Raw genomic sequence first — 21383 nt, 5'->3', positions numbered from 1 at the left:
GGCTGGGCGGGATCCTGGCACCGTCCGGTGTTCGTTTCCGGTCCGCCGATGGTCCCGGGGCTGCGTGTCGAGAGCGTGACCGTGGCACGGGGGCGTCATGAGCTGAGGATCCATCGGGTGATAGGGGCACCGTACGGGACTCGGGTGACACTCACGGGCTGGGCAACGCAGGCACACCGCTCCGAGCTGGTGGGGCTGCTCGGCTGGGGTGAGGCGGACCAAGTGGACGCCCTCGAGGGCACAGCCTACGAGCCGTCGGTGCGGGTGCCCCGGCTGTCGGCAGAGGTCGAGGGGACCGCCCTGTTCGTGGCGCTGGCAGCCTTGGGGGCGGACGGCGACACCCCGTTGCTCGCGGACGCTGTCACCGCATGTGCCTGGCGGGACGGGGAGCTGCGTCTCCGCTGGGCGGACGGACCGGAGACTCGAATGGTCTTTGAGCCGCTTCGCGTCACGATGGCGGAGCCGGAGGCGGACGTCTGCGATTGATCGGCGACAGGAACAGATGATCGAGGCCAGCGACTTCTCCGGAAGGCCTTGAGGCAGGGACGGTCACACAGGACGCCGAATGGTCCGCCGACGGAGTCGGCGGACCATGGCGACTGGGCAGCGTGCTCTGTGCCGGTCAGTACTGGTGGTTGGAGTAGGTGATGTACCCCTGGTCGCCACCGCTGTACATGGTTTCGGCCTCGGCCTCGGTCAGGGGGGCACCAGTGCGCAAGCGCTCGACGAGGTCGGGGTTGGCCAGGTAGTTGCGGCCGTAGCTGATGAGGTCGGCACCCTGAGCGAGCCAGTGCTCACCTTCGGCCTTGCCGGATGGCTGCGGGTTGACGACCGTCGACGGATTGACGATGAGGGCACTGGGCCACAGCTTGCGCATGTTCAGCAGGACGTCCTCCTCAGCGGTGGCGACCGTGTGGAGATAGGCGAGGTCGAGCGGTGCCAGGCCACCGACCAGGGCGGCGTACAAATCGGCGACATCGTGCTCCTCGATGCCCCAGAGCTGGCTGCCCGGGGAGAGGCGGATGCCGACCTTGTCGGCACCTACGGCCTGGGCCGTGGCCTCGGCGGCCTCGACCGCGAAGCGGATACGGCCAGCGATCGAGCCGCCATAGACGTCGGTGCGCTGGTTGGCGTTGGACGAGAGGAACTGGTGAATGAGGTAGCCGTTGGCGCCGTGCAGTTCGACGCCGTCGAAACCGGCGTCGATGGCGTTGCGGGCGGCCTCCACGTAGACACCGATCTCCTCGGCCACCTCGGCGGTTGTCAGTTCGCGCGGTGTGGGAGCGGGCTGCATGGCGGTGGGGTCGCCGAAGCCGGCGGTGAAGATCGGGGAGCCGACCGCCACGGCCGAAGGGGCGACGGGCACCGTACCGGTGACGTCGGGGTGGCTGACCCGACCGGAGTGCATGAGCTGCGCGAAGATCCGGCCGCCGTTGGTGTGCACCGCATCGGTGACCTTCCTCCACGCGGCGACCTGTCCGGACGTGTGCAGGCCGGGGGTGTTCAGCGTGGACTGGCTCCGCAGGCTGGGCTGGATGCCCTCGGAGATTATTAGACCGGCGGTGGCGCGCTGCGCGTAGTACGCCGCCACGGACTCGGTGGCCAGGCCGTCGTCGGTGGCGCGGGAGCGGGTCATGGGAGCCATCACGAGGCGGTTGGGCAGTGACAGACCGCTCAGGGTGAAGGGGTCGAACAGGGAGGGCATGCGGAACTCCTGCGATGTCTGACCGGCCGGGAGCCCTGAACCGCATGGCGGGCGCGACGGGACCTCATCGGTGCCTCACTCCAGCGACTTCTGTACCGATCGATATAATGTACTGATCGATACACTGACAGAGACGCCTTGCCGCCGTCAAGCTGATCTGTACTTTGCGGTAAAAAAGACTGGGCAGGTGACGAGTAATGAGGAGCGGGCGACCCCGGGCGTTCGACGTCGACGAGGCCCTCCGGAGCGCCCTGAAGGTGTTCTGGTCCAAGGGCTACGAAGGCGCCTCGATGGCGGACCTGACCGAGGCAATGGGCATCAACCGCCCGAGCCTGTACGCCGCCTTCGGGAACAAGGAAGACCTCTTCATGAGGGCCCTCGACCTGTATGTGCAGGGCTTCCACTCCGCCGGCTCCGGCTTCGCCGAGGAGCCGACGGCCTATCGCGCGATCGAGGCGTTCCTGCGGTCGACGGCGCTGCTGTGCTCCGGTCCCTCCACCCCCCGGGGCTGCCTTCTCGTGCAGGGCGCGCTTGCCGTCGGGGACTCCAGCGAGTCGGTCAGGGAAGCACTCGCCGCTCGTCGAGCCGCCGTGCTCGACGCCCTCACGCAGCGCGTCCAACGAGGAGTCGAGGACGGCGACCTGCCTGCGGACACCGATGTGACCGACCTCGCGCAGTACGTCATGGTCACCAACAACGGCCTCGCCGTGCAGGCCGCGGGCGGCGCCACCCGCGACGAGCTCTTCCGGTGCATCGACATCGCCATGCGAGCCTGGCCCACCGCTCGGTGACGGGAACCTGCTGGTCGAACAGCGCCACCCGTGTTACTCGCCACCGTACTGACGGCGCTGTTTCAGCAGCATCGACCGTACGCCCTGTCGGATTGATCAACATGTCATGAGCGGTCGCGGCGGCCGGGCGGCGGTCCTGTGACGGCGTGCATGGACTGTCCCTCTCGCCCTTCAGCCGTCATAGCCTCTGACGACTACGCCGCGCCCCACTCATGGGCAAGCGCGGCCGCCTCGCCGCGGGAGTTGACACCGAGCTTGTCGAAGATCTTGGCGATATGGAACTTGACCGTCGACTCGCTGATGTGGAGTTCCTGGGCGATGTCCCGGTTGCGCCGTCCGCGGGCCAGCCGACTCAGCACCTCCAGCTCCCGGGTCCCCAGCTGGGTCAGCGGGTCGTGGCGTGGTGTGTCGGGTGGCGTGAGCGGGATTTCGATGGTCACGGTCGTGCCCCAGTCCGGTACGGCGTCGACCTCGAACCGTCCGCCGAGCGGAGTCAGCCGGTCGACGACCCGGCGTGCGTCGAGAGAGCTGCGGGACAGGGTGCCGGGCCCGTCGTCCCGTACGGTGGCCCGCAGCTCCGCAGCGCCCACCTTCCAGCTGACGTGGATCCGGCTGACCGCGCGACCGTCCGGCCCGCTCCCCTGGTCCTCCAACGACGCGTGCACACTCGCCCGGACCGCGGCGGACGCCGTATTGACGACATCGCCGGGCAGGAGCCGGTCGGCTCCTTCTTCTGCGCCCGGCCTGCCCAAGTCCAGCCGGATGCCACGGGACCGCAGCATCCGGCGCAGCGACTCGGCGAGCCGCTCGAAGGCGTCCCCCGCCCTCTTCTCCACCAGCGTCTGGTCGAGCTGCGCCCGCGAGCGCAGCTCGACCAGGGCGGCGAGGGTCAGGTCGATGCCACGGGCGCGAGCGCCGGAGTCGTCCAGATCCCGGTCACGCAGGACGCCGAGCAGTGCGCTCAGCACCGCTCCGTGTGCGTCGACGAGTTCGGAGATGGCCGTGGCGCGTGCGGATGCCGCCGCGCGGGACACCGCCAGGATCTCGGGCAGCGCCTCGGTCCGCAGGCCTTCCCGGTGCGCCGTCAGTACGTCCCACAGGGCCTGGGCGGGCGCCACCCGGTCCTCCGGCAGCGGCGTGTCCTCGGTCCGTACCAGGACCAAAAGGGCCGGGGGCTCAGTGATGGTGCTGGCCAGAGCCAGCACCGGAACATCGGCACCCGCCAGCTGCGCCCTTCCCTGCCAACTCCCCCCTTCCGGCACGTGGGGCCGCAGTGCGGCCACCTCGGAGGTGGTGATGGCCTGGCCGGGCTCACCGGCCCCCTCTCCATAGACCTTGAACGGCGCGTAGGCGCAGTTGGGGGACAGATCTGCCAGCGCGTGGTGGGGAACCGTCTCTGCCAGGGCGGCGGACAGGCGCGGCAAGGTCTCGGTCAGGGGCGCCCGGATCACATCAAGTGTGGCCATCGGATCCATGCCGGTCAGCGTAGCCATGCCATCTCGCGCTCTCGCTGTCCTTTCGGCCAGTGAGAACCGTCCGAAAGGACAGCGGGTGCGGAGTCGCCGATGCCGAGGGTGGAGACGTTGTCCATGAGCCGCTCCACGGCGGCGTGCATTTACGACGGGACGTGTTGCACATGAAGGCGATCGTGTACGAGGAGTTCGGCGGCCCCGAGGTGCTGCGCCTCGCGGAGGTGGAGGAGCCGCACGCCGGTCCCGGACAGGTCCGGATCAAGGTCGTGACCATCGGCGTCAACCCCATCGACTACAAGACCCGCCGAGGCTGGATGCAGCACCTGATACCTGCGACCTTCCCGTTCACGCCGGGAGCGGAGGCCGCCGGCATCGTCGACGAGGTCGGCGAGGGCGTCACCGGCATCGCGGTGGGGGACGAGGTGCTGGGCCTCACGGTCACCGGCTCCTACGCCCAATACGCCCTTGCCACAGACGTCTCCCTTAAGCCGGCCGGCCTCGACTGGGAAACGGCCGCCGGGCTACCCGCCGCCGCCGAGACCTCCGAGCGCGTGCTGGACCTACTGAAGGTGGCCAAGGGCGAGACGTTGCTGGTCCATGGCGCCGCGAGTGCCGTGGGCTCCATCGGTGTGCAGCTCGCGGTTGCCCGCGGCGCCATCGTCATCGGTACCGCGTCGGAGGCCAACCACGGCTTCCTGCGTTCCCTCGGCGCCGCCCCGATCCTTTACGGCGACGGACTTGTCGACCGGGTCCGTGCCGCCGCCCCGCAGGGTGTCGACGCCGTGTACGACGTGACCGGGTACGACGTCCTGGAGGCCTCCATCCAGCTGCGCGGCACCACCGACCGCATCGTCACCATCGCCGACTTGCGGGCCGACGAGGTGGGGGTCACTTTCGCCGACGGCAACGACCGTCGGTTCGGGCCGGCGCTTGCCGAGTACGCCCGCCTCGCCTCCGAGGGCCGGTTGCGCGTCCGTATCGACCGCAGCCTCCCGCTCGCCGACGCCGCCGCGGCCCAGGCGCTCAGCGAAGCCGGTCACCCGCACGGCAAGTTGGTCCTTCACCCCTGACATCCGGGATCGCAGTGTCCCATCGGCGCAGAGCCCAGCGGCACCGGCGTTCGCACCACCGGCCGGGAAGGCACCGCCTTCCCGGCCGGTCCGCTGCGGGGCCATTGCCGCTCGTGGTATCGGCGAAAGAAACCGAAGAGGTGCGGCTCCCACCGACTGTGCGCCACCGCGCGATGCGTCAGGAAAGGACCGACTGCCCGCGCCTGAGCGTCTCGGACGGCGCTTCCCCGTAGCGCGCCCGGTAGGCGCCAGCGAATCGGCCCGAATGGGTGAAGCCCCAGCGCAGGGAGAGCTCACTGACCTGTCCGGCACCGTCGAGGAGATCACGATGCACCCGCTCCAGCCGCACACGCTGGAGATACCTCATCGGCGGCACACCGATCTGGGCGTGGAAGCCTTGCTGCAGCCGTCGCCCGCTGACCCCCGCCAGCTCGGCGAATTCGTTCAGCGACCACGGTCGTTCTGGGTACTCCTCGATCGCGTCGAGGACTCGCTTCACCGCGCGCCATCGCCTCGGCGCCGCCTCGGCCCGGACATCCGCGGAGAAGTCGTGCCGCTGTGCCCGCAGCAGGCTGGTGACCAGGAGACGTTCGAGCTGTTCGCGATGCGACTTGTAGACCCGTGCGAGACCGTTCGGGTCGGCGAGGTCGGCCAGCAAAAGCTCAAGCACGGACATCCAGCTGCGACCGCCGGGTTCGGTGAGGTCGAAGCCCCCGGAGAGCCGGACCACCGATCTGACAGTGCGCCCGATCATGGCACTGAGCTCGTCCTCGACCACGTCCGGCCGGATCTTGATACCCAGGATCTCCGCGTCGCCGCTCCAGCTGGCGACGAGTGACGGCAGGTCCGGAGCGGCCACCGCCGCAAAGCCCGGCTTGACGGTCACCTCGTCGCCGCCGTAGCGGCAGACGATCTCCCCTCGGATGGGGACGGCTATGTGGTAGCCGCGTACGGGCCCCGACACGAGGTGTGTCTCAGCGTCGAACCTGATCACTCCCAACGCCATGTGCGTCAGTTCGACGGAGCGCAGGGCCGCCGGGATGCTCACGTCCTGAACGGTCGTCGGCATCTCAGCCATGCGACGTGCGAACGGGTCCTCGGCGCCTTCCCGGTCTTCGTGGAGTGCTCCGGCGGCCGACGGTTCGAACGGCTTGAGCGCATTCGGGTTGACCGTCCGGCAGGGGGAGGGATGGTGGATCTTCATTGAGCGCACCTCCTGATGGCACTCCAGCCGAGGATCTCGGGGAGGGGTTCACCGGGGCCTGTCCACGTGAAGCATACGGCGGGCAGTTAGCGGTTCACCGTTGTCCTTGGACGACGTTAATGCTTGATTGCATCCAATACAACTCTTCTGAACGCCGAAGACTCCTCCTTTTGCCGGTCGGGTGTGCTTCACTGTATCCAATGTAGGGAATGAGGAGGTCATAGAGATGCCGCCACTGCCCGGACTACTCGGAGGAGATCACCTCGGCGTGACCGTGCCCGACCTGGATGAGGCCGAACGTTTTTTCGTGGACATCCTCGGGGCCCGGCACGTTTACACCCTCGGGCCCAAACGCTCCGACGACGATGACTGGATGACTGTTCAGCTCGGCGTCCACCCGCGCACCGTCATCGAGGAGGTCCGTCTCTACCGCCTGGGCACCGGACTCAACCTCGAACTCTTCGCATACAAGGCCGCCGACGGACAGGCCTCCCAACCGCGGAACAGTGACATAGGTGGTCACCACCTGGCGCTGTACGTCGACGACATCGACGTGGCCGCCGACTATCTGCGCGACGCGGGCGTCGAAGTGATGGGTGTGCCCGTCTCCAGCGCTCAGGCCGCGATCGGCCAGAGGTGGCTGTACTTCCGCAGCCCCTGGGGTATGCAGTTCGAACTCGTGAGCTATCCCTTTGGCAAGGCCTATGAGCAGGACGCGGTCGTGAAGCTGTGGAATCCTGCGCATCCTGAGGACTGAATCCTGTGACTGAACCGACCACAGTCTCCGAGCGCACCCACGGTGCCTCGGGCGCGCGCATCGCCGCTGAACTCCGTGACGCCATCCTCGCCGGTCGCTACTCGCCGGGCAGCCGCATCCGTCAGGAGGACCTGGCCGAGGCCTACGGTGCCAGCCGGCTGCCCGTGCGTGACGCGCTGCGCATGCTCGAAGCCGAAGGTCTTGTCACGCTCGTGGCCAACACCGGCGCCTGGGTGGCGAAACTGAACCCTGCCGAGTGCGAGGAGCTCTACCAGGTACGTGAACGTCTCGAACCGTTCCTGCTGAGTCTGAACGTGCCGCTGCTCCAGGAGGAGCAGATCGACGAACTCGGGCTCCTGGCCTCGGCGATGGAGCACACCGACGACGTCGAACGGTTCCTGCAACTCGACCGGGAGTTCCACCTGGCGAGCTACGCGGTCGCCGAGACGACCATGCTGCAGGAAATGACGGTGCGGCTGTGGAACCGCACCCAGCCCTACCGTCGCGTCTACACCCGCATGTTCCGGGCCGAGGGCGATCACAGCGTCCATTACGAGCACCATCTCATCGTCGCGGCCCTGCACCGGCGAGACGCCGAAGGCGCCGAGCGCGTGCTGGCCGGACACATCCGGCGCACGCGTCTGGAGCTTGCCAGGCACCCCGAGGTCTTCGACCTGGTGTGACCCCCGGATTTCGATGTGCCTTCCTGATCCTGAAAGAGAGCTGCCCCATGGCGATAGCCACCGTCAACCCCGCGACAGGCGAGACAGTCAAGGAGTTCGTGCCCGAGGAACCGGCCGATGTGGAGCGCAAGCTCGCCGCCGCCCAGGCCGCGTTCGAGGTGCTCGGAAAGACCACGTACGAGCAGCGCGCGAGCTGGATGCGCGCATCGGCGGACCTGCTGGAGAGCGAAGTCGAGGAACTCGCGAAGATCCTCGTCACGGAGATGGGCAAGCCGATCGCGCAGGCCCGCGCCGAGGTCCTGAAATCAGCGAAGGGCATGCGGTTCTACGCTGACAACGCCGAGAGGTTCCTTGCCGACGAGCCGCTGGAGGACCCGTCCCAGGTCGGCGCGTCCCGGGCCTACGCCCGCTACGAACCGCTCGGTGTCGTACTCGCGGTGATGCCGTGGAACTACCCGCTGTGGCAGGTCATCCGCTTCGCCGCGCCCGCGCTCATGGCCGGCAACACAGGAATCCTCAAGCACGCCTCGAACGTGCCCCAGTCGGCGCTGTATCTCGACACTCTCTTCGAACGCGGGGGCTTCCCGCAGGGTGCCTTCCACACGCTGCTGGTCGGCACGTCGGTGGTCGGTGAAGTCATCAAGGATCCTCGCATTAAGGCCGTCACCCTGACCGGGTCCGAGCCGGCCGGCCGGGCGGTGGCGTCCGCCGCTGCGGCCGAGGTGAAGAAGTCCGTGCTCGAACTCGGCGGCTCCGACCCGTTCATCGTCCTGCCCAGTGCCGATCTCGAAGCAGCCGCCGCCACGGCCGTGAAGGCCCGCATCAGCAACAACGGGCAGTCCTGCATCGCCGGGAAGCGCTTCATCGCCCACCGCGATGTCTATGACGAGTTCGCGCGGCTCTTCGCCGAGAAGATGGCCGCCCTGAAGGTCGGCGACCCGTTCGACGAATCCGTCGACGTGGGTCCGGTGGCGACCGCGGGCGGCCGGGACGAGCTGACGGAGCTGGTCGACGACGCCGTGTCCAACGGCGCGTCCGTGCTGGCCGGTGGGCACGCGCTCAACGGCCCTGGCTACTTCTTCGCACCGACGGTCCTCGCCGACCTCACCGATGACATGCGGATCGTGTATGAGGAGGCCTTCGGACCCGTCGCCTCGCTCTACCGGGCTGAGGACGCCGACGACGCCATCCGGATCGCCAACCAGACGACGTTCGGACTGAGTTCGTCCGTGTGGACGAACGATCCCGAAGAGGAGTCGTACTTCGTTCAGCACCTCGACGCCGGCGCCGTCTTCGTCAACGGCATGACCGTCTCCTACCCCGAGCTGCCTTTCGGAGGCATCAAGGCATCGGGCTTCGGACGCGAACTCGCGGCCGTGGGCATCAGGGAGTTCACCAACCTCAAGACGGTCTGGAAGGCCTGACCGCGTCGTCGGGGGAAAGCACTCGGGCACGTCCGCGACGGCGGACGTGCCCTTCCTCATACATCCGACGGGGTTTCCCGGTGAACGACGTCGGCGGGGCAGCCGGTGCATCCGGCTGCCCCGCCATGCGGAGTGCACTGCGTCCCCTGAGGCCTCAGTCCGTTCAGAGCAGGATCGAGAGCGGGTTCTCCAGCCGCCGTACGAGCGCTGCCATCCACTCGGCTGCCACGGCGCCGTCGATGACGCGGTGGTCGGCCGACAGCGTCACGGTCATCACCGAGCCGACGCCCAGCTCGCCGTCCTCCCCCACCACCGGCTGCCGCTTCGCCGCGGCGACAGCGAGGATACCGGCCTGCGGCGGGTTGAGGATCGCGGAGAACTCGTCCACTCCGTACATCCCGAGATTCGACACCGAGAAACTCCCGCCCTCCAACTCGTGCTGCTGCAGCCGACCTGCCCGGGCACGTTCCGCCAGATCGGCCAGACGCGCGCTCAGTTCCGTGACCGTGAGCGTGTGAACGCCGCGCACTACGGGCGTGAGCAGGCCGTCCGGCACCGCGACCGCGACCGCCACGTCGACGCCGTCGAAGCGCCGGATGGCGTCACCGTTCCAGACCGCGTTGGCGGCCGGCACCTCGACGAGCGCCGCGCCCACTGCCTTCACGACGATGTCGTTGACCGAGATCTTCCGCGAGGCGAGCACGTTGGCCTCCTGACGCAGCGCCAGCAGTTGGTCGACGCGGGCGTGGGCCGTGACGTAGAAGTGCGGGACCGTCGTCTTGCTCTCGGTAAGCCTCCGTGCGATCGCCCTGCGCATGCCGCTCAGCGGGACATCGGTGTGCCCTGTGGCGGCAGGCGCGACCTGGCCGGAGGCGGGCGGTGGTGGAGCGGATTCGACGGTCGGGGTGTAGGCGTCGAGGTCGCGACGGACGATGCGTCCGTGAGGTCCGGTGCCCCGCACGAGTGTGAGATCGATGCCGCGTTCCGTGGCGAGCCTGCGCACGAGGGGTGTCGTGAACAGCCGGCCACCGGGCTGCGTGCCGTTGGCGCCAGGTGGCGTCACGGGGGCGGCGAGTTCAGTCGTGGTCAGTGTGGCGCTGGCAGCGGTCTGCGGGGCGGGAGCAGGCTCGGGGCGCGACGGGGTGGGATCCGGTTCGTCGAATGTGACGGACGCGGCGTCCTCGCCTTCTTCCAGTACGACGGCGATCGGTGTGCCGACCGCCACGGTCGCGCCGGGCTCGGCGAGCAGCCGGCCGACGGTTCCCTCCACCTCGGCCGCGTACTCGACCAGTGCCTTCTCGGTCTCGATCTCCGCGATCGGATCGCCGAGCGAGACATGTGCGCCGACCGAGACGAGCCACTGCGCGACGATCGCCTCGGTCGCGTTGGCCACCACCGACGGCATCCGTACGACGTGAGCCATCACTGGCCTCCCAACGCGGCGCGGACCGCGAGCAGCCCGGAGACGACCTCCTCGGTACCGGCGATGGCGGCCCGCTCCAGCACCTTCGAGATGCTCGGACTCGCCTCGCCCCCGGTCACCCGGGCGACCGGGTGGTCCAGCCAGTCGAAGTAGCGCCGCTGGATCTCGTCCGCGAGCCAGCCGCCGTAGGAGGTGCCACGAGCACCCTGTTCGACGATCAGCACGGCGTTGGTCTTGCGGATGCTCGCGCCGATGGTGTCCCAGTCGATCGAGGCCTGGTCGAGCCAGCGCAGATCGACGAGTTCGGCATCGACGCCGGACTGCTCGATCGCCTCCATACAGCGCTGCACCATCGACAGGTACGCCAGCACCGTCACGTCGCTGCCCTGGCGCCGCACCACGGCGGTGCCGGGCGGGATGACGTAGTCGAGGTCGCCTTCGGGTACGCGGTCGGCCAGGCCGTACAGGTCGATGTGCTCAATGACGAGCACCGGGTCCTCCAGGGCGAGCGCCGCGTTCATGAGCCCGACGTAGTCCGCCGCGTTGGACGGGGCGACGATCCGCCAGCCGGGCGCCGTGGCGAAGACGCCGGCGGGGTCCATCAGGTGCTGCGAGCCGTAGCCCGAGCCCATCGCCACCTTCGTCCGCAGCACGAACGGCATCGGGTTGGTTCCGCCGAACATGTGGCGGGCCTTGCCGATCTGGTTGAACACCTGGTCGGCGGCGACCCACAGGAAGTCGGGATACATGAACTCGACGACCGGCCGGAAGCGGCCGTCGAGAGCGATGCCGCCGCCCAGACCCGTGAAGGCGTTCTCACTGATGGGGGTGCCGATCACGCGGTGCGGACCGTACTTCTTCACCAGGCCCTTCGTGGCGCCGTTGGTGCCGCCGCCCAGGCGGTGGACATCCTCGCCGAGCACGATGACGCGTGGATCCTGCTCCATGCGACGGTCCATCACGGCGGCCACCGCGTCGACGAAGCGCGAATCGCGCCACTCGCCGCCGTAGGAGGCAGGTTCCAGCACCTCCAGGGCGTCCAGCTCGCTCGCGTCACCACGGATGCCCACGTCCACGAATCCGGGGTCGGGCCACAGGTCCGGCTTGATCCGCCGGGTGCCAGGAGCCTGTGGATCCTCCTCGACGAGAGCGTGTGCCGCTTCCCGCATCGCCGCCTGGGCGGCCTCGCGCAGCGCGCGCTCGCCCTCGTCGTCGAGCAGCCGCAGGCTCTTCAGCTCGGTTGCGACACGTACGAGCGGGTCACGCTCACGCCACTCGCTCTCCTCCTGCTTGGTCCGGTAGCCGAAGGCGCTGCCAGGATAGGAGCCGTTCTGGTGAAAGAAGCGGTAGACATCGGCCTCGATCACCGCGGGCCCGTCACCGGCCCGCATCCGGGCGACCGCCTCCTGCGTCGCGAGATGGACCGCCAGCGGGTCCATGCCGTCGACCTTCCACGAAGGGATGCCGAATCCCTGGCCCCGCACGGAGAGCCGGGGGTCGGCCGCGATCTCCTCGACGTTCGTGGAGACGGCGTACAGGTTGTTCTCGATGAAGAAGGCGACGGGCAGTTGCCACGCCGCGGCGAGGTTGAGGCTCTCCAGCACCGAGCCGATCTGAGCGGAGCCGTCACCGAAGTAGGCGATCGTCGCGTCATCGGTTCCCGCATGCCGCTGTGCCCAGGCGTTGCCGGCGGCGAACGGGACGCCACCGCCGACGATCGCGTTCGTGCCCAGGGCACCGGCCTCCAGCCACTGCAGGTGCATCGAGCCGCCGCGGCCGCCGGAATAGCCCTGCGCGAGTCCCAGGATCTCCGCCAGCGTGCGCCGGAGCACTTGCCCCACCGCGGCCGATACGGGCTCGTCGAGGCTCAGCCCCTCGGGGGCGACATGCCCGAGTGCCTTCGCGAGGAACTGGTGATGGCCGCGGTGGGATCCGGTGACGCCGTCGCTCGAGCGCAGCCCGATGATGGATCCGACCGCGCCGCCCTCCTGGCCGATGCTTGAGTGGGCGGGACCGTGCACGAGGTTCTCACCCGCGAGTTCCAGCACCGTCTCCTCGAACGCACGGATGAGGTGCAGTTGCACCAGCATTCCGGTCAGGAGCTTCGGGTCGGCATTCCTCCAGTCGTCCCGCGTCGTCGTCAGCTGTATCCAGGGCACCCCGGTTTTGAGTGCTCGTCGTTGAGGCATTCTGTCATTCCTTGGCCGTTTCCGGCTTTTCCGGCAGGTCCTGTTGCGGACCGGCGAGGCGGCGTGGTGGCAGGGCGATATCAGATCTTCGAATGGTCGCCCAGGTGGTGCCAGGTACGTGCGTGATAGACGAGGGGATTCGCACCTGCCCCGCCGATCTCCTGCCCGGTGGACGAGCTGGAAGTCTCTACGACGTGCACGACACAAAGGACGGAGTTTCCCGCCTCTATGCGTTGAACGATCTTCCCCCGCAACCAAGCGTAGGCGGCGGGGAAAACAGGCTCGCCGGTCGGCAGGCGCGTCCAGGAGGACGTGTCGGCGAAGCGGTCGATGCCGCTCGTGGCACCGAGCCGGGCCAGCCACAGCTGTTCGGTGCCCACCATGTGCACCACCACGCTCTCGGCACGTTCGAACGCCGGGCTGCTGGATGAGATCGCCGACACGGAGAACACGAGCAGAGGTGGTTCCGTGCTGACCGACGAGAGCGAACTCACGGTCATGGCGACGGGGCCGTCACCCGGGTCCGCGGTGACGACGGCCACTCCCGAAGGATGCAGCCGGAACGCCGATTTGAAGGACTCGGCCGAGACCGAGTCGGCGGCCTCCTCATCCGTGATCGGTACGATGGTGCGCCGTATGGAATTCATGTCTGTCATGAGGGCGGCCATTCCTTTTCCTTTCGCGTCGACGAGTCGGATCGGCTTCCGTGGCCGGAGAGGCTTCAACACGTCATCGCAGAAGAAAGCCCCATCGACCTCGACTGGGCTCGGATCAACTATGAGTACCTGAACAACGAGCCGCTATCCGCTCTCGACCACAGAACATCCGCCGCGCGAAACCGGCTTTGACGCCGTGGCGAAGCGGTCGGCGGTGCGAGCCTCTCCGCGACGGTCCGGCAGCGAGGCTGCCACCGGATTTGCACCGACGAGCCAAGAACATCGCGATCCATTGGGTCGACGAGGCAAGCGGACCGGGCCGAGACCACGGGAAACTCGGCGAGCAACGTCCACGACAACGCAGCGAAGGGTTTCGTCATGACGTCGATCGATTGCCATTCACCTTCAGCAGGTCGCGCTCGGCGACTCGGTCACCGCTCTGTCGGACGGGGGGCGCGATGACCAGCCGGGCTCAGCATCTGACCATCCGTGTCTCGGACGCCGAGCGCTCGGTCGCCTTTTACCAGGCGCTGGGCGCCAAGAAGGCGCTGCGTCCTTACGTGACCGATAAGCAGTTCACGGAATATCTCTTCAACCTGACCGATACCGAGTACATCATGCAGTACCTCGAGTTGCCGGACGGCTTTGGCCTTGAGCTGATCCAGTTCATCCCGTCGCCGAACGACACCTTCAGCCGTCCGCAGGCGGAGAGCGGGTTCATGCACTTCGCCATCCAGGTGGACGACTACGCCGAGACGGTCGCCCGTCTCGAGGCGGCTGGGTTCGAGCCCCCGGCCAACGCCGGCCATTTCGGCAGCCTGTCTGCGACCTTCACCTATGTCCGGGATCCCGACGGCCACGCGATCGAACTCAACGACGCCACCTGGGAGGAGATCGTCGAAGCCACTGCCGAACTCCATCCCGAGGCCGCGCTGTAGAAGCCTGCGGTGAGAACGGCGAGGGAGCCAGAGCGCGATGCTCCGGCTCCCTCGCCGTTTTCGGTACCCGGTAATCCTTGCCCCAGGTCTGTCGGGGTCAGTGGGTGGCGCTCACGACGCCGGAGGCGACGGTGCTCAGGTCGTAGTCGCGGTTGCTGGGCAGGTCGAGGTAGGGGAAGCGCTCCACCGTCGCGCGAATCCGCTTGATGCGTTCACCGTGGTTGCCCCAGTGCACCTCGACTTCGGTGCCGATCTCGCCGTGCGCGATGTCGATCGTGCACTGCGAGATCATGCGGCGGTAGTAGTACGAGTACACGGCGACGGAAGATATGCCCACGGCCTCACCGTCGACGGTGACCAGGTCGGCGTGACCGCCCGCCGGCGAGGCGGGCGTCGTCGGGAACTCGAAGTTCCGGTATTCGCTGCCGGGTTGGAACTGTGAGGCGAACACGTCGACCACGTCCTCCGGGTTCCACACGAGCGTCACGGTCTTGCGCGTCGGGTTCTGCGAGGTGGCGAGGACGGCGTCTCGGCCGATGAAGTCATGGTCGAAGTGCGCCATCCATCCCCAGTTGACCTCTTGCGGAGTCCGGAGGCGCGCGATGACATCGGTCGGTGCGATGCTCCCTGTGAACAGGCCGGCGGCGACCGAGGGGTCCATGGGTTCGTCGCCCGCGGCGCCGTACTCGGCGTCTGCTGCGAAGCCGGGATCGCCGTTCGACGACGGGAAGAAGGTGCACCCCATCTGCGGGAAGCCGCCCTCGGTGTGGTTGACGACGTAAGTGCGCCATCCCAGGCGCTTGATGCCGAACTCCTTGCCGGCACGGTAGACGACGTCGTAGACCGCTGGTCCGTGCTCAAGCGGCCCACGGAGCTCGTACGCGAGTGTCTGTGCCATGCCGATGCGGGAGAGTTCGATCTCCACTGATGCATCGATGCCCGGGATATGTACGTTCGTGATCCCGAGGAAGGCGAGATCACGCAGGTCCCGCCCGATGACACGCTCCAGGATCTGGAGCGACGCGGGGCCCGCGACCTGGTAGATGAAGACCTCGCGGAACGAGATGTCCACATCGAGCCCCAGCGCCTTGGACTGGTAGGCCGGCCATGAGCCGGACGCCATCTGACGGAAGGAGTCCTCCGCGTCGCGGACCACGAGTCCGTGGTTCGCGATGAAACCGTGCTGGTCCGGCATGACGAGATGCTTCGACTTGCCGATCGGCCACTTGTGGACGTTGTTGATGCTGACCCGGGAGAGCAGCTCCTGGGCGTCGGGTCCCGAGAAGGTGATCTCGGGCATGGCACTGAGGTTCGATGCGATGTACGCGCCGGTCTTCCACGACATCGACTCGGCTTTCCAGCCGTCGCCCTCCCAGATGTGCAGTTCCCCGAGGACTTCGGCGTACGTGTGGATGTCCGGATACACCGGCACGTCGCGTACGGCAGGGTTGCTGCGGCCATCGCGTGCACTCATCGCCGTTCCGCCAATCTGTCGTCGTTGTCAGATGGCGCTGAGGTTACGATCGGCCCAACGGGTGTCTCTATCCGGCTTGGGTCGGACAATCTCCGATTCGCGCAACGAAGGCACAGCGCGACCAGCGAGACGCAGCAGGGCCCTGACTACGCTTCGAGGCCGAAGCGGGCCTTGGCGAGCGATGTGTAGAAGAAGGGTTTGTTCTCCTCGGCCTGCGTCTTCTGCATCTGGGTGGCGAGGAAGTAGTCCTGCAGGGGCACACCCTTGCGGGTCACGGAGGAACCGACGGAGCGGAACAGGAGTTCCGTCGCCTCGTGGGACAGCCGGATCGCGGTGTACAGCATGGTGCCGAGCGCGAGCCATTCCTCCAGAGCAGGGATGTCACCGCTCATCCAGCGTGCGCCGAGGGCCTCATAGGCCTTCGCGGCCGAGTAGACGACGGCTTCCGCCGCGTCGATCGTCGACCGGGCCTCTCCGTAGACAAGTTGCGAGTCGGGGTGCTTGTACCGTTCGATCTGCGGAGGGAAGATCCGCTTCTTGGTGAGGATCGTCTGCTCGAACTCATCGAGAGCGGCGCGCGCCGCGCCCACCTGGATGCAGGCGAGGGTGCCCGCGTAGAGCGGTGCGATGTGACCCAGGTACAGCGGATTGCCGGTGGACCGGAGGCCGATCGTGCCGTCGGGAAAGTTCGTCGACTGCCAGTCGAACGGCACGGCGCGCTCGTAGGGGACGAACGTGTCGTCGACCACGACCGTCTGCGATCCGCTCGCGCCGAGCGCCATCGTGACACCGGAGTTCCAGTCGTCCTGGATCGCGTAGTCCTGCCGGGGCAGCAGCGCCACGATGGGCACGGGCTCTCCTTTCTCGGACGGGGCGATGGCGGTCACCATCGCGTGTGTCGAGTGCGCGACGCCCGACGAGTACGTCCACCGGCCGGAGACGATGTAGCCGCCGTCGGCCGGCTTGGCCGTACCTCGGGGGCTGGCGGAGTGGGAAGAGATGAAGAGACCGTTCGCGCCGAAGGCCTCGCGCACGACGTGCTCCGGGAAGTGCGCGACGAGCGGGATGGTGTGAGCCGTGCCGAGCGTCAGGCACCAGCCGATGCCGGGGTCACCGCGCGAGATCTCGACCATGACGCGGTACTGCGTCTCGAGGCCGAATTCGTAGCCGCCGTATTTCCGCGGCTGCACCAGGCGGTAGAAGCCCGCTTTGTCGAAGGCCTCGTGGATCTCCGCGGAGTAGGAGCCCTCCTCCGCGGCCTTCAGCCGGTTCTGCCGCAGCATCGTGCGCATGGCGATCGCCCGCGTGATGACCTCCTCCGAAGTCAGGTCCGGTTCCGGGGCCTGCAGGTCGCCCATCAGAGCAGTGGTCTCGTGTGACGGCATCGTCGTTTCCCTTCGTCCCTGGTTCCCGTGCCATGCCTGTGCGGCGCGGGAGCGACAGACCGAGTCAACTTCCGCAGGGCCGAACGGCGCTTGCCCCCGGTGGCAAAATCCGCCTCGGCGTATTGGCTCCATGGACAAAGGGGGACGTCCCCGGGGAGGGCGTAACGGGTACCGTGCTGGCAATGCGTCCGGACCGCTCGGGCGCTCGTGTCGAAGGGGACGCGGATGTCCGGTGCCGGCTCTTGGGTACGACGGCTACGCCCCACGGCGCCGCTCGAGGATCTGGAGCCGACCTGTCTGCCGGAGACCTGGCATCGGACGGTCGCCGCGATCGGGCTCGAGCCCGCTCTGTGGGCGGTGGAACTCTCTCAGGAGCATGCGCTGCTGGGCGTGGAACCCGACCTGCGTGGAGCCCTGCGGAAGGAGGCCGCGCGCCGACTTCAGCCGGCCACCGAGTCGGTGAACATGCGCGCCCTGGTCGTGCTCGCCCATGCACTTCCCACGCCCACCACGGCCACGCCGGAGATGGTGCAACAGATCGAAAACGCCGTGCGGCGGCGTGTACCGCTGGATCTCGTCCTCGCGCGTGGCCACGCCTCTCACGCCGCTTTCGGCGATGCGCTGATCGAGCAGTTCCGCCGTCTCGTACCCGCCGACGAGCAGATGCAGGGCCTGTCTGAGCTCTCGCGTTACCTCGTCGAGCACGTCAGCGCGTTCGCGCTCGCCTGCAACGCCGCGTACACCACCGAGGAACAGGCGTGGCTGGGAAGTATCGAGGGCGTGCGGGGTGAAGTCGTGCGAACCTTGCTGGCAGGCGAGGTGCCGGACGTCGACCCCACCCACACGCTGCGTTACGAGCTCGCGAACCGGACCCACATCGGCCTCGTTCTGCGCCGGCCGGAACGGGGCGCCGGTGCTTCGGAACGCCTCGATCGGAGGGCGACGGAGCTGCTGGCGCAGATCGGCGCCGTCGGACACCTCGCGGTTCCCACCGACGAGCACGAGGTCTGGGCGTGGGGTGCGTTCGTCGAACCCAGCTTGGCGAGACCCCGCTCGATGCCGGCGGTTCCGGACCTGCTCGTCGCCGTTGGTCGTCCGGCGCCGGGCCTGGAGGGCTTTCGCACGACGCACGACGAGGCGGTGACCGCGGCCCGGCTCGCGCGCCTCACGCCTGCGGGACCCGCGCCAGGCAGGACCGTCTTCTTCGAGGACGTGAGGCTCGCGGCGCTGCTCACGTCGGACCCCGAACGGGCGGCGAGCTTCGTGCGGGACGAACTCGGGCCACTCGGTGGCGCCCGCGAGGCTGTCCTGCGCGAAACCGTGCGCGTCTACCTCGAGTGCAACTGCAGCCCCAGGAATGCTGCGGCGCAGTTGAACGTGGTGAAGAACACCGTCGTGTACCGCGTCCAGCGTGCCGAGGAACTGCTCGGGCGTAGCGTGAAGGAACAGCAGGGCATTCTGTGGGCGGCCCTGCACCTGGCTCATGTCATCGATCTGGCTGAGATGACGTCTTCGGCATGATCGTCGCCGCCCGTCCGACACGTTGTGGGCCCGACTCGGCCGGTTCCGCGGTTGACGGCCTTGGCCAGGGCACCGTGATCCCCGCCGACAGCTGACCTCCCAGGAGACTCCTCCCCCGTCCTACGTCCCTGGCCCGTGCTGGACAGACCATCCACGGCCCGGTGGCCGGCCCGGCAGGTGGTGGGCGGTGGCCCGTCCACAGCGCGGCGTACCCCGGGCGACCGGTGGTCAGTGGCGGGATGAACCTGCCTGCTCGGCGTGCTCGGCAGTCCGTGTCCAGCGCGGCCACAGAAGGATTCCGCCGCGGGTTTTCCGGAGTTTTCGCAACTCGGATTGCCCCGGTCGGCATATGGATCGCGCAGCTCGGTCCGGATCCCAAGACTGGACGGGCGAGCGTCGGGACGCCTGCCTCGACTTTCAGGTTCGGCGCCCCGAGTAGCACACCCACATTTAGGAGCGAGCATGTCGGAGAAGCCCACTGTCGGCTGGATCGGGACGGGCAGGATGGGCGCGCAGCTCGTGCTGCGGCTGCTGAAGGCGGGCTATGACGTCACGGTCTACAACCGTACGGCGGCGAAGGCGCAGCCCCTCGTGGACCAGGGCGCCAAGTTCGTGCCTCGCCCGGTGGACCTGTCCGACCGCGACGTGGTGTGCGTCATGGTGTCGACCTCCAGCGACCTCGCCCAGGTGACCACCGGCGAGAACGGGCTGCTGACCGACCCCGCTGCGGCTCCGGGCATCATCGTGGACTCGTCGACCGTGTCCACCCAGGCCAGTGAGGTGCTGCGTGCCGCGGCGGACGAACGCGGGACCTCGCTGCTCGCCGCGCCGGTGAGCGGGAACCCGAAGGTCATCGCCGCGAACAAGCTGACCGCCGCGGTCTCCGGTCCCCGGGAGGCCTTCGAGGCCGTCAAGGACCTGCTGGCGCAGTACGGCCGCGGAGTCACCTACGTCGGCGAGGGCGAGGTCGCCAGGCTGGTGAAGATCGCGCACAACCTGTTCCTCGGCGTGGTGACCCAGTCCCTGGCGGAGATCACGGTGCTCGCCGAGAAGGGTGGGGTCAGGCGCGCCGACTTCCTGGCCTTCCTCAACGACTCGGTGATGGGCTCGACGTTCACGCGCTACAAGTCGCCGGCCCTGGTCAACCTGGACTTCACGACCACCTTTACCAACGTCCTGCTGCAGAAGGACTTCGACCTCGGCCTGGACGCCGGGCACGAACTGGGCGTCCCGATGCCCCTCGCGTCCGCCACCCGCCAGATCGTCGCCCAGGAGGTCGGGGCCGGCAATACGGAACTGGACTTCGCCACCCTCATCCTCACCGTCGCGAAGGGGGCGGGGATTTCCCTGGAGGCGGAAAACGTCCCGGTCGACGACGGACTGGAGACGCAGCGGTGAGCGGGCGTGACGAGCGCGCCTTCCAACGCCCGTCCCAGCGGCCGCCGGACGTGCGCCCGCTGAGCGCACCTGGGCAGAACGGCGTGGACTACGAGCACCGGGTCGACTTCGACCGGCTGCGCCGTTACCGCCTCTCCCGGGCCAAGGCCGCGCTGGAGGCCAGCGACTGCGGCGCGTTCCTGCTCTTCGACTTCTACAACATCCGCTACACGACCCAGACCTGGATCGGCGGCGCCCTGGGCGACAAGATGATCCGCTACGCCCTTCTCATGCGCGGACACGATCCCATCCTGTGGGACTTCGGTTCCGCCGTGCGCCACCACAAGCTGTACTCGGACTGGGTGCCTGAGGACCACTACCGCGCCGGTTTCCTCGGGTTTCGTGGAGCGGTGGCCCCGGACGGGGCAGGGCTGATGGTCGACGCCGTGGCGGAGATCAAGTCGCTGCTCGCCGGCGCGGGCCTGGCCGACAGCCCGCTCGGCGTGGACATCGTGGAGCCGCCCTTCCTGTTCGAGCTGCAGCGGCAGGGCATCGCGGTCGCCGACGCCCAGCAGCACATGCTGGACGCACGCGTGATCAAATCGCCCGACGAGATCATGTTGCTCAACCAGGCCGCCGCCATGGTCGACGGGGTGTACCAGGACATCGTCGGCGCTCTGAAGCCCGGAGCGCGGGAGAACGAGATCGTCGCTCTGGCCAACAAGCGGCTCTACGAGTACGGGTCCGACCAGGTCGAGGCGATCAACGCCATCTCCGGGGAGCGTTGCAATCCGCACCCGCACAACTTCACCGATCGCATCATCCGCCCCGGCGACCAGGCCTTCTTCGACATCATCCACTCGTTCAACGGCTACCGGACCTGCTACTACCGCACCTTCGGGGTCGGCTGGGCGACCAACAGCCAGCGCGACGCCTACCAGCAGGCCCGCGAGTGGATGGACAGCGCGCTGGACGCCATCAAACCGGGCGTCGGCAGCGACGAGGTCGCAGCGGTCCTGCCGAGAGCACAGGACTTCGGCTTCGACGACGAACTGTCCGCCTTCGGCCTGCAATTCGCCCACGGCCTGGGTCTGGGCCTGCACGAGCGACCCATCATTTCGCGGCTGAACTCCATGAAGGACCCGGTCGAACTCAAGGCGGGCATGGTCTTCGCGATGGAGACCTACTGCCCCGCATCCGACGGCACCTCCGCGGCCCGGATCGAGGAGGAAGTCGTCGTGACCGACTACGGCACCGAAATCCTGACCCGATTCCCGGCACAGGAACTGTTCGTCGCCAGTGCCTACTAAAGCC

18 protein-coding genes are annotated in these 21383 nt (G+C 67.9%); 10 read left to right on the top strand and 8 right to left on the bottom strand.

The window, feature by feature from the left end:
* The first annotated feature begins 144 nt into the window (after nucleotides 1-144).
* Nucleotides 145-486, top strand: coding sequence for a hypothetical protein (locus tag GRC12_RS04575; RefSeq protein WP_208777520.1), 342 nt, complete (start codon nucleotides 145-147; stop codon nucleotides 484-486).
* A 136-nt stretch (nucleotides 487-622) separates the two neighbouring features.
* Here GRC12_RS04575 and GRC12_RS04570 read toward each other — a convergent pair whose 3' ends face one another.
* On the bottom strand, nucleotides 623-1705 hold the full coding sequence (locus GRC12_RS04570) for an alkene reductase (RefSeq protein ID WP_208777518.1): 1083 nt from the start codon (nucleotides 1703-1705) through the stop codon (nucleotides 623-625).
* Between the two features lie 197 nt (nucleotides 1706-1902).
* On the opposite strand from GRC12_RS04570, the gene GRC12_RS04565 reads away from it, so the two are divergent.
* On the top strand, nucleotides 1903-2496 hold the full coding sequence (locus GRC12_RS04565; protein WP_208777515.1) for a TetR/AcrR family transcriptional regulator: 594 nt from the start codon (nucleotides 1903-1905) through the stop codon (nucleotides 2494-2496).
* Between the two features lie 194 nt (nucleotides 2497-2690).
* Here GRC12_RS04565 and GRC12_RS04560 read toward each other — a convergent pair whose 3' ends face one another.
* Nucleotides 2691-3971 (bottom strand): helix-turn-helix transcriptional regulator, encoded by a 1281-nt coding sequence (locus GRC12_RS04560; RefSeq protein ID WP_208777513.1) that lies wholly within the window; start codon nucleotides 3969-3971, stop codon nucleotides 2691-2693.
* Between the two features lie 161 nt (nucleotides 3972-4132).
* Between GRC12_RS04560 and GRC12_RS04555 the strand changes: the two genes are divergently transcribed.
* The gene (locus tag GRC12_RS04555; protein ID WP_208777510.1) at nucleotides 4133-5038 is read left to right on the top strand and encodes an NADP-dependent oxidoreductase; all 906 of its coding nucleotides are present in this window, start codon (nucleotides 4133-4135) and stop codon (nucleotides 5036-5038) included.
* Between the two features lie 178 nt (nucleotides 5039-5216).
* On the opposite strand, the gene GRC12_RS04550 is transcribed toward GRC12_RS04555, so the two are convergent.
* Nucleotides 5217-6242 (bottom strand): AraC family transcriptional regulator, encoded by a 1026-nt coding sequence (locus tag GRC12_RS04550; protein ID WP_208777508.1) that lies wholly within the window; start codon nucleotides 6240-6242, stop codon nucleotides 5217-5219.
* Between the two features lie 268 nt (nucleotides 6243-6510).
* Between GRC12_RS04550 and GRC12_RS04545 the strand changes: the two genes are divergently transcribed.
* The 3 genes from GRC12_RS04545 to GRC12_RS04535 are packed head-to-tail and all read left to right on the top strand — an operon-like array spanning nucleotide 6511 to nucleotide 9106.
* Entirely contained in the window at nucleotides 6511-6999 is a 489-nt protein-coding gene (locus GRC12_RS04545) for a VOC family protein (RefSeq protein WP_308286471.1), read from the top strand.
* 5 nt (nucleotides 7000-7004) lie between these two features.
* Entirely contained in the window at nucleotides 7005-7682 is a 678-nt protein-coding gene (locus tag GRC12_RS04540) for a GntR family transcriptional regulator (protein ID WP_208777503.1), read from the top strand.
* A 47-nt stretch (nucleotides 7683-7729) separates the two neighbouring features.
* Complete coding sequence (locus GRC12_RS04535; protein ID WP_208777500.1) at nucleotides 7730-9106, top strand: NADP-dependent succinic semialdehyde dehydrogenase; 1377 nt, start codon at nucleotides 7730-7732, stop codon at nucleotides 9104-9106.
* A gap of 163 nt (nucleotides 9107-9269) precedes the next feature.
* On the opposite strand, the gene GRC12_RS04530 is transcribed toward GRC12_RS04535, so the two are convergent.
* The 3 genes from GRC12_RS04530 to GRC12_RS04520 form a co-directional block, all read right to left on the bottom strand.
* Nucleotides 9270-10529 carry a 2-oxo acid dehydrogenase subunit E2 gene (locus tag GRC12_RS04530; RefSeq protein ID WP_208777498.1) on the bottom strand — a complete coding sequence of 420 codons (1260 nt, stop codon included), beginning with the start codon at nucleotides 10527-10529 and terminating at the stop codon, nucleotides 9270-9272.
* Nucleotides 10529-12718, bottom strand: coding sequence for an alpha-ketoacid dehydrogenase subunit alpha/beta (locus GRC12_RS04525; RefSeq protein ID WP_208777496.1), 2190 nt, complete (start codon nucleotides 12716-12718; stop codon nucleotides 10529-10531). Before GRC12_RS04525 ends, GRC12_RS04530 begins: the two co-directional genes overlap by 1 nt.
* Nucleotides 12719-12798: 80 nt before the next feature.
* On the bottom strand, nucleotides 12799-13386 hold the full coding sequence (locus GRC12_RS04520; protein ID WP_208777494.1) for a flavin reductase family protein: 588 nt from the start codon (nucleotides 13384-13386) through the stop codon (nucleotides 12799-12801).
* A 446-nt stretch (nucleotides 13387-13832) separates the two neighbouring features.
* On the opposite strand from GRC12_RS04520, the gene GRC12_RS04515 reads away from it, so the two are divergent.
* The gene (locus GRC12_RS04515) at nucleotides 13833-14312 is read left to right on the top strand and encodes a VOC family protein (protein ID WP_208777492.1); all 480 of its coding nucleotides are present in this window, start codon (nucleotides 13833-13835) and stop codon (nucleotides 14310-14312) included.
* 97 nt (nucleotides 14313-14409) lie between these two features.
* Here GRC12_RS04515 and GRC12_RS04510 read toward each other — a convergent pair whose 3' ends face one another.
* Together GRC12_RS04510 and GRC12_RS04505 are read right to left on the bottom strand one after the other, a co-directional pair.
* The gene (locus GRC12_RS04510; RefSeq protein ID WP_208777491.1) at nucleotides 14410-15786 is read right to left on the bottom strand and encodes an aminomethyltransferase family protein; all 1377 of its coding nucleotides are present in this window, start codon (nucleotides 15784-15786) and stop codon (nucleotides 14410-14412) included.
* Between the two features lie 146 nt (nucleotides 15787-15932).
* Nucleotides 15933-17171: an acyl-CoA dehydrogenase family protein gene (locus tag GRC12_RS04505; protein ID WP_208777490.1), complete on the bottom strand. Its 1239-nt coding sequence runs from the start codon at nucleotides 17169-17171 to the stop codon at nucleotides 15933-15935.
* 225 nt (nucleotides 17172-17396) lie between these two features.
* Between GRC12_RS04505 and GRC12_RS04500 the strand changes: the two genes are divergently transcribed.
* The 3 genes from GRC12_RS04500 to GRC12_RS46650 all read left to right on the top strand — a co-directional run bounded on the left by GRC12_RS04500 (nucleotide 17397) and on the right by GRC12_RS46650 (nucleotide 21379).
* Nucleotides 17397-18692, top strand: coding sequence for a PucR family transcriptional regulator (locus GRC12_RS04500; RefSeq protein ID WP_208777489.1), 1296 nt, complete (start codon nucleotides 17397-17399; stop codon nucleotides 18690-18692).
* Between the two features lie 462 nt (nucleotides 18693-19154).
* Nucleotides 19155-20090: an NAD(P)-dependent oxidoreductase gene (locus tag GRC12_RS04495; RefSeq protein ID WP_208777488.1), complete on the top strand. Its 936-nt coding sequence runs from the start codon at nucleotides 19155-19157 to the stop codon at nucleotides 20088-20090.
* The gene (locus GRC12_RS46650; protein ID WP_208777487.1) at nucleotides 20087-21379 is read left to right on the top strand and encodes a M24 family metallopeptidase; all 1293 of its coding nucleotides are present in this window, start codon (nucleotides 20087-20089) and stop codon (nucleotides 21377-21379) included. Before GRC12_RS04495 ends, GRC12_RS46650 begins: the two co-directional genes overlap by 4 nt.
* The last annotated feature ends 4 nt before the right edge of the window (nucleotides 21380-21383 follow it).

Origin of the sequence: Streptomyces griseorubiginosus (assembly GCF_017614965.1) — a bacterium.
In the GTDB taxonomy this organism is placed as follows: Bacteria; Actinomycetota; Actinomycetes; order Streptomycetales; family Streptomycetaceae; genus Streptomyces; species Streptomyces griseorubiginosus_B.
The sequence above is the reverse complement of the archived record's forward strand: the minus strand, read 5'-3'. Positions and strand labels throughout refer to the sequence as shown.